The following is an 8,489-nucleotide window of genomic DNA, read 5'->3' on the forward strand; positions in this document are numbered from 1 at the left end:
TTATGCTCCCTCCTTATCATTTGTTTCTTCTTCGACTATTTCTTTTTCAGGTAAAGCAACTAAATGATTATCTGATACATGCTTAAGTGGAAAAACACGGCCATCTTTGTCATACCACTTACTTTGATCATTCTGAAATTCTTGTTCAACTTCTTGACGATGCTTCTTATGTTCATCTCGATGTTCAACATCGACTTGCGGAATAGCGGAAAGCAGCCTTTTCGTATAGATGTGCATTGGATGCTGATAAATATCTTCTCTTGAACCAATTTCAACCAAACGACCACGATGCATAATAGCCAAATTCTCAGACATATGCTTAACGACACCTAAGTCATGAGAAATAAAGAGGTAAGCAATATTGTACTGCTGCTGAATATGCTTCATAAAGTTCAGCACCTGTGCTTGAACTGATAAATCTAAGGCACTGGTTGGCTCATCAGCGACAACCAGACGTGGATTAGTAGCAACCGCTCTGGCTACGCCAATTCTTTGTCTTTGACCGCCTGAAAATTCGTGCGGATATTTATATATTGAGTCACTAGGCATTCCAACGATATCAAGTAATTCTTGCACACGATCACGCTCTTGATCAGTTGTTAAATTTTCAAAATTGCGTATTGGCTCTGCAATAATATCCTCAATTCGTTTTCTCGGATTTAAACTTGACAGAGAGTCCTGAAAAATCATTTGGACATCTTTATTGTAATTGAGTCTGCGGCGATTTTTGGATTTGGTAATATCGACACCCTTATACATAATACTGCCGCTGGTAACAGGTTCAACCCCAACAATAGCCTTGCCTGTAGTCGACTTGCCTGAACCTGATTCACCTATAAGTCCGTAGGTTTCTCCTTCATTGATAGTAATACTAATATCATCAACGGCACGAACATAATCGGTAATACGATTCCAAAAACCAGATCTGATAGGATAATGAACTTTTAAGTTTTTTACTTCAATAATTTCTTTAGCCATAAACTACTCCCCACTCACTTCATCTTGAAAGTGGAACGTCTTCCAGCAAGTACATCTAACCCAATGCCCTGGTTCAACTTCATGCATCACTGGATTTTCCTCATGGGCACTTGCAGGTATCCATGGTATTCTAGCAGCAAACCTGTCACCTTTTCTAGGCATATTTTGCAATGATGGAACTGTTCCTTGAATAACATGTAAATCTTCTTCTTCATCTTCAGATTGAGGCATTGAATTTAACAAAGATCGGGTATAAGGATGAAGTGGATGTTCAAAAATTGTCTTGACATCAGCTTTTTCAACTATTTGACCACCATACATAACAGCAACTTCGTCAGCTGTTTCAGCAACTACTCCCAAGTCATGAGTTATTAAAATAATACCAGATTGAGACTGCTTTTGGATGTCTTCCAGCAAGTCCAAAATTTGTGCTTGAATAGTAACATCAAGGGCAGTTGTAGGCTCATCAGCAATTATAATTTCGGGTTTACATGCAACAGCCATGGCAATAACAACACGTTGCCTTAATCCACCAGATAGTTCAAACGGATACATGGCATATGTTTCTTCAGGTTTCGGCATACCCACTTGATTAAAAAGCTCAATTACACGTGCATGACGTTCTTTCTCATCCATATCCGTATGGTAATACAAAGTTTCTGCTACTTGATCACCAACTCTCATTAGTGGATTTAAACTGGCTAAAGGATCCTGAAAAATCATTCCGATTTTATTCCCACGAATTTTATCGAACAGTGACTCATTTAGGCCTACTAAGTTCAATTCATTATAAAGAATATCACCTGTTACTTTAGTGTTTTTATGGTCGTACAAACCGATAATACTAGATGCGATTGTACTCTTACCACAACCAGATTCACCTACAATTGATAAAATTTCATTCCTTTTCAAAGTTAAATTAATATCATCTGCAGCATCATAAAATTTCCCATTTAAACGATATGCTGTATGTAAATGCTGGATATCTAGCAAGAGATCACTTTGTTTTTCCAAAGGTCATTTCCCCTCTCAAATCTTCAATGAATTTATTAAAGATATTTAATAAATTTATTTAATTTCTAATTATAACCGTGAAACAAATTGTATGCAAACTAATAATTGAATTTTTTTAAATTAGTTTTGATGATTTGCAACGTAATTTACAGCATCACCAACAGTTTTAATTTTTTCTGCATCTTCATCAGAAATCTCGGCGCCGAATTCATCTTCTAATTGTAAAATGAATTCCACTAAGTCAATGGAATCAGCGTCCAAATCACTAGTGAAATTAGTTTCATCAGTTATTTTGTCTTTATCAACTTCAAAATTATCTGCTAAAATATCCCTGATTTTATTAAAAATTTCTTCTTTGCTCATGTTGCTACTCCTTGTTGTTACTTGCTTTCGTTAGCGAATTCTGCTTTAAAATTATCAATTATTTTTTCCTGTAAAATTTTATCAATTTGCTTAATTGTAAAATATACAGCACGCTGATCTGAACGACCGTGTGTTTTAACTACAGGAGCACTAACTCCGAGTAAAACAGCACCACCATATTTAGCTACATCAAATTTTGAAATTAAACTTTTTAGTGCCTTTTTAATCATCAATGCACCTAATTTAACAAAAGGTCCATTATTGAGCAAACTATCTTTTAGCAGATGGATTAAAACACCAGAAGTGCCTTCAATATTTTTTAAAACTGCATTGCCTGTAAAACCGTCAGTCGCAATTACATCAGCTTTACCGTCCAATAATTCGTTGCCCTCAATGTTACCTATAAAATTAAGCTTGCTATTCAGCAATAATTGATAGGCTTGTTGATGAACATCATCACCTTTATCATTTTCAGCCCCGTTATTAAGCAGACCAACACGGGGATTTTTTATTCCTCTGACTTTTTCAGCATAATATGATGCCATTTTAGCCCAAGCCAGCAAATATTCCGGTCTGCTTTTGGCATTCGCACCAACATCAATCATATTGAAACCGTCATCAGAATTTTTTACTGGCAAGGTCGGCATAAAACCCGGACGAGTTACTCCTTTAATTCGTCCTATTATAAATATACCACAAGCTAGAATAGCACCCGTATTTCCTAGCGAAAAAAGTGCATCTGCCTTGCCCTGCTTCACAAATTGCGCCGCCACGACAAGTGATGAATCCTTTTTAGACCTGATTGCCTTAACTGGTTCATCTTCATCATTAATTATCTGAGTAGTATTAACAACTTCTGTTTGACTTTTATCTTCACCCAATAACTGCGTTATTTTCGCTTGATCGCCAAAAAGTATAAATTTTGTCTGCGGCAGTTCTTTTTTTGCCTGCAATACTGCTTGAATAATTGCTTCAGGAGCATTTTCTCCGCCCATTGCATCAATAGCAATAGTTCTCATCATATCCTCAACCTTTACTAAGTTCTTTTTTGTTGTAATTGCTTATATTCTAACACTTGTTTTAAAGTTTTATTTTCTGATTTTTGCAAGAGAGGATCAGCTTTTATTAACTTTTTGGCCTCTTTTTGTGCCACTACCATGGTATTGTAATTGTTAACAACGTCTCCTACCTGAAATTCAGGTAAACCAGATTGTGCCTTACCAAAAAGATCACCTTCACCGCGCATCTTTAAATCTTCTTCAGCTAACTTAAATCCGTCAGTAGTGGATGCTACAATTTTCATGCGGGATTTACCGGCTTGGGTATTGGGATCAGCTAAAAAAATACAGTAACTCTGAGTTTTTCCGCGACCAATTCGTCCACGCAACTGGTGCAGTTGACTAATGCCAAAACGATCAGCATTATAAATAACCATCATATTAGCATTAGCAACATCTACTCCTACTTCAATTACGCTAGTAGTAACCAAGATGTTTATTTCGCCTGCGGCAAAAGCAGTCATAATGTCGTCTTTTTTATTTCCAGGCATTTGCCCGTGAAGTAAAGCAACCTTTTCATTAGGAAAGTCATGACTCAGCTTGTCATGGAGCTGTTCAGCATTTTTCAAATCCAAGGCTTCCGATTCTGAAATCAAAGGAGTGACAGCATATATTTGGAATCCCTGCTCTAATTGCTCATGCATTAGTTGATATACTTGATCCATTTGAGTGCTCGTTTTCCACCAGGAAACTATCTTTTTTCGTCCTGCTGGAAGGTGGTGTATTTCGGAAATAGTCATGTTGCCATACACTGTTAAAGCTAAAGTTCGCGGAATTGGTGTGGCTGTCATTGCTAAAACGTCAGGCAAATTTCCCTTATTGACTAGGGCTTGTCTTTGATTGACACCAAAACGATGCTGTTCATCAATAATAACTAATCCCAATTTTTTAAAAATCACACTAGATTGAATTAAAGCGTGAGTACCTATCACAACATTAATAGTGCCATCAGTTAGTTCATTATAAATTTCTCTGCGCTCCAGTGTTTTAGTAGAACCCGTTAAAAGAGCACAGCGAACTCCCATAGGTTTCAGCAACTCATCAATCTTTTTAAAATGTTGGGTTGCCAATATTTCCGTTGGAACCATCAGGGCAGCTTGAAAGCCGGCTGTCACTGCTGCAAAAAGTGCATATACGGCCACTATTGTTTTTCCAGAACCCACATCCCCTTGCAACAGTCGCTGCATTTGAACTGGAGAAAGCAAATCCGTAAAAATTTCGTTAATTACATGTTTTTGATCTGCAGATAGTTCAAATGGTAGTGACTTAGTAAGCTTGGCAATTTCATCTAAGTTATACTTTTTAGCAATCCCCTTATTACGCGGATTGTATTCAGTCAACTGGGCTAGTTCAGTTTGAAATATAAAAAACTCTCTAAAAACGGCACTTCTTTTAGCAACCTGAGATTCTGTAGCATTTTGTGGATGATGCATTTCTTGTACAATACTACTTTCAGGTAGCAAGTGGTATTTTTGCCTTATCTTAGTAGGGACAACATCGTCAACTTCAGCTAAATAATCATCTAAGGCAAGATTGATTAAATCTATTAGTTTTTTTTGCTTAATTTGCCGGTTTACTGAATAAATGGGTGCCATACCACTGTCATTTTCTTTTGCTGCAACGAACTTAAAGGCAGCCAGACTTTGTCTAGCAGCATTATACTTACCGTAAATTGCTACTTCTTTGCCAATTTCAATTTTTTCTTTTAACCATGGTTGATTAAAAAAATTGACCATGATGACATCATGGTCAATTCTTAACTTAAAACTAAGGCGGCTTTTTTTATCTCCAAACCTGGTTACAAAAGCATCTGTTGCAACAATTCCCTTTAGCATTACCTTTTGACCATCCATGATCTGATCAAGAGGAATCGTTTGAAGTTCATCATAACGAAATGGAAAATAATACAACAAATCATAAACGCTATAAATTCCCAAACTTCCAAGAGCAGCAGCAGTCTTTGTTCCCACACCTTTCAAATCGGTTACTGGAGCAAAAAGTTCTTTTGCTATCATAATTACTCAACAGAAATCAGGAAATTATATACTGGCTGACCACCATCATGAAGCTCAAATTCAAGGTCATCATGCTTTTTCTTTAATTCATCAACAAGCTTTTGGGCTTCTTTTTTATTAGAATCACGTCCATACATTACTGTGATAATTTCTGAATCTTCATCCAGCATTTTTTCTATCATAGAGGAGGCAGCAACAATTAGATCAGAAGCCGCTACTTTAATATCTCCATCAACTATTCCTAAAAAGTCACCTTGATGAATTGCTATATCGTTAATCGTTGTATCACGGTTAGCTTTAGTAACTTCTCCTGAAACGACTGTATCAAGTGCATCAGTCATGTTAGCAACGTTATCGGCAAGCGAATCATCCGGATCAAACGAAAGCATCGCCGTTAAACCTTGTGAAATAGTTTTAGTAGGAACTATACCAACAGGAATATCACTAACTTCTGCTGCTTGCTTAGCTGCCATAATAATATTACCGTTATTTGGCATTACAATTGCTTTTTTGGCACCAGATTTTTTGATTGAATCAATAATATCTTGCGTTGAAGGGTTCATAGTTTGTCCACCAGAAATTATCCGGTTAACCCCTTCACTTTCAAACAGCTTACGAATACCATTACCTGAAGCTACGGCAATAACAGCAAAATCAACGCTTTCCTGATTCTCTTCATTGTTATTGACAATAGTTTCATGTTGAATTCGCATATTATCAATCTTTATTTTTCCTAACTGACCAAACTGACTGCCATATGCAAAAACAGCTCCAGGTTGCTCTGTATGAATATGAACCTTTGCTACTTCTTCATCTGAAACAGCTAAAAGAGAATCACCAAGTTTAGACAAATGCTCTCTAAATTCATCTAAATTAAAGGTTTTCTTTGCCGGAACGTCAGCAGTTAAATCAACCATAATTTCAGTACAGTAACCATTAGCAATATCTTTAGTAGAAAGCTGAGATTGGACAGATTGATGATGCATTGCATTAATCATTTCATCCATTTCTCCTTCGTCAGGCTGGTAACGATCAGCAAATTCTTCGCCTAGAAGTCCTTCAAGAAATCCTTCATAAATAAATAAAAGTCCTTGTCCTCCTGAGTCGACTACTCCAACTTGTTTCAAAACCGGTAGTAAGTCAGGAGTTGATTTTAACGCTCTTTTGGCGCCTTCAACAATCGCTTTCATAACTTCTGCAACATCATCGGTTTCATTGGCTTTATTAGCACCTTCCTGTGCACCAATTCGGGCAACAGTCAAAATTGTTCCTTCAACGGGTTTCATGACACCTTTATATGCAGTGGCAACTCCATTTGAAAAAGCGTTGGCTAATTCTTGTGCATTAAGTGTTTTCATGCCCTGAGTGGCTTTATAGACCCCTCTAAATAGCTGAGAAGAAATAACTCCACTATTACCTCGAGCTCCCATTAGCATTCCTTTTGCGAGGCTTTCTGTCAAGTCTCCCACGCTGTCACTATTATTTTGAGCAACAGCCTTTGCACCACTTTCAATAGTTAAATTCATATTTGTTCCAGTGTCTCCATCAGGAACAGGGAAAACGTTCAAAGAGTTAATAAACTCTGCGTTGCGACCAAGTCTGTGCGTAGCGACGCGAACCATATCTCTAAATTTTTTACTGTCTATTTCCTTTAAAACCAATATTTCTACCCTCCGCTTGAGTTATTCATCAAGCACTTTAACACTTTGAACGATGACATTAACAGCTTTAGTTTCAATTCCAAGTTGATTTTTCAAATTGAATTTAACACTATCTTGTACGTTGCGACTTACTTCAGATATTTTTAAACCATAGCCGACTATTATATAAACATCAACCGTAATCTTATTATCCTCAGACTTAACAACAACACCGCGCTTATAATTTGCTCGATTCAATATTCCATCGAAACCATCACGGATAGCATTTTTTGAAGCCATGCCAACAACACCGTAGTTAGATGTAGCTGCGCTACCAACAACAGTTGCAATCACTCCATTTGAAACATCAATCAAACCGTTTTTTGTTTTGATTTTTACAGCCATGTTTACCTCCGAATCATTGTTCTCATATTATGAATCTATTTTATCATAGTAATCAAGTTTAAATGCAAAAATCCCTTCTTAAAAAATACTTTTGCAGTTGCAATGTTCTTAAACTTATGCTATCTTAATTTAGTATGAAAACACAATAAAGGAGGTTTAGCAAATGGCAAAAGATTATATCACTGGCAAAAAGACCACTTTTGGTAATACACGTTCACACGCACTGAATTCATCACGTCGTGCGTGGAAGCCAAACCTTCAAAAAGTTCGTATTCTTGTCGATGGCAAGCCAAAGCGTGTATGGGTTTCAACTAAGACATTAAAATCTGGTAAAGTTACCCGTGCCTAGCGTAAAATAAAAAAGTTTTTAAAGCAGAAGTTTTCTTCTGCTTTTTTATTTCCCAAAATCTGTTTAAAAGTTTATGTTTAAATAGAGATATTCTTATTGCTCTTTCAATTAATTTTCAAGTCAAAAAAAGACAAGTTATAGTCTGTAGTTTTACTTGAAGGTATTGTTTTTAGCTAACCTCATTGGCAAATCTTTCATTTCAATTTTTTATATATTCTGCTATTAATAAAAGATGATGTTGCCGATACACTTCTCATTGCAACAATTTACTTATATAAAATTTGGTAATTTTAAGTTTTATCAAACATAACAAAGGCAGTATCTCCACCAATGTAAATCTTTTTTTACTCATCAAAAAGGATACAAATCATACCAATCTTTCAATTTTTTTAATTATATAATTTGTTTTGGAGCTTGCCACTATTAGTGGAAATCATAGCAGCAAGATAATTGAGGAGATATACCAAAAATATTTATTAACTTATAACAACTTGTTCCAAGAGATATAAAAAAACAGCAGTGAATGAAGTTAACCCCCGGAATTGAAGTGCTCCATAATAGTTAGACATTAATCTGACTATTAGGAGCACTTTTTTCATGACTAAATATTCAACTACTTTGAAAATGGAAATTTGCAGTAAATACTTATCCCACCAAACCTCTTTAG

At 36.1% G+C, this 8,489-nt stretch carries 9 protein-coding genes; 1 reads left to right on the forward strand and 8 read right to left on the reverse strand.

Annotated features, from left to right (window positions below):
• The 7 genes from F5ESL0260_RS05580 to F5ESL0260_RS05610 form a co-directional block, all read right to left on the reverse strand.
• Positions 1 to 978 carry an ATP-binding cassette domain-containing protein gene (locus tag F5ESL0260_RS05580; RefSeq protein ID WP_122026186.1) on the reverse strand — a complete coding sequence of 326 codons (978 nt, stop codon included), beginning with the start codon at positions 976 to 978 and terminating at the stop codon, positions 1 to 3.
• Between the two features lie 3 nt (positions 979 to 981).
• Entirely contained in the window at positions 982 to 1,992 is a 1,011-nt protein-coding gene (locus F5ESL0260_RS05585; protein ID WP_122026187.1) for an ABC transporter ATP-binding protein, read from the reverse strand.
• A gap of 120 nt (positions 1,993 to 2,112) precedes the next feature.
• Positions 2,113 to 2,355, reverse strand: coding sequence for an acyl carrier protein (acpP, locus tag F5ESL0260_RS05590; RefSeq protein ID WP_046325049.1), 243 nt, complete (start codon positions 2,353 to 2,355; stop codon positions 2,113 to 2,115).
• Between the two features lie 17 nt (positions 2,356 to 2,372).
• Positions 2,373 to 3,374, reverse strand: coding sequence for a phosphate acyltransferase PlsX (gene plsX, locus F5ESL0260_RS05595; protein ID WP_122026188.1), 1,002 nt, complete (start codon positions 3,372 to 3,374; stop codon positions 2,373 to 2,375).
• A gap of 17 nt (positions 3,375 to 3,391) precedes the next feature.
• Positions 3,392 to 5,428 (reverse strand): ATP-dependent DNA helicase RecG, encoded by a 2,037-nt coding sequence (recG, locus tag F5ESL0260_RS05600; protein ID WP_122026189.1) that lies wholly within the window; start codon positions 5,426 to 5,428, stop codon positions 3,392 to 3,394.
• Positions 5,429 to 5,430: 2 nt separating this feature from the next.
• Entirely contained in the window at positions 5,431 to 7,089 is a 1,659-nt protein-coding gene (locus F5ESL0260_RS05605; RefSeq protein ID WP_122026190.1) for a DAK2 domain-containing protein, read from the reverse strand.
• Positions 7,090 to 7,110: 21 nt separating this feature from the next.
• Positions 7,111 to 7,473, reverse strand: coding sequence for an Asp23/Gls24 family envelope stress response protein (locus tag F5ESL0260_RS05610; RefSeq protein WP_109586431.1), 363 nt, complete (start codon positions 7,471 to 7,473; stop codon positions 7,111 to 7,113).
• A gap of 163 nt (positions 7,474 to 7,636) precedes the next feature.
• Between F5ESL0260_RS05610 and rpmB the strand changes: the two genes are divergently transcribed.
• Positions 7,637 to 7,822, forward strand: coding sequence for a 50S ribosomal protein L28 (gene rpmB / locus F5ESL0260_RS05615; protein ID WP_034981532.1), 186 nt, complete (start codon positions 7,637 to 7,639; stop codon positions 7,820 to 7,822).
• A 476-nt stretch (positions 7,823 to 8,298) separates the two neighbouring features.
• On the opposite strand, the gene F5ESL0260_RS09535 is transcribed toward rpmB, so the two are convergent.
• Positions 8,299 to 8,489 (reverse strand): hypothetical protein (locus F5ESL0260_RS09535; protein WP_233557717.1); only part of this gene is annotated, 191 nt, incomplete at its 5' end.

Source organism: Lactobacillus sp. ESL0260, assembly GCF_003692935.1.
GTDB classification, from domain to species: domain Bacteria; phylum Bacillota; class Bacilli; order Lactobacillales; family Lactobacillaceae; genus Lactobacillus; species Lactobacillus melliventris.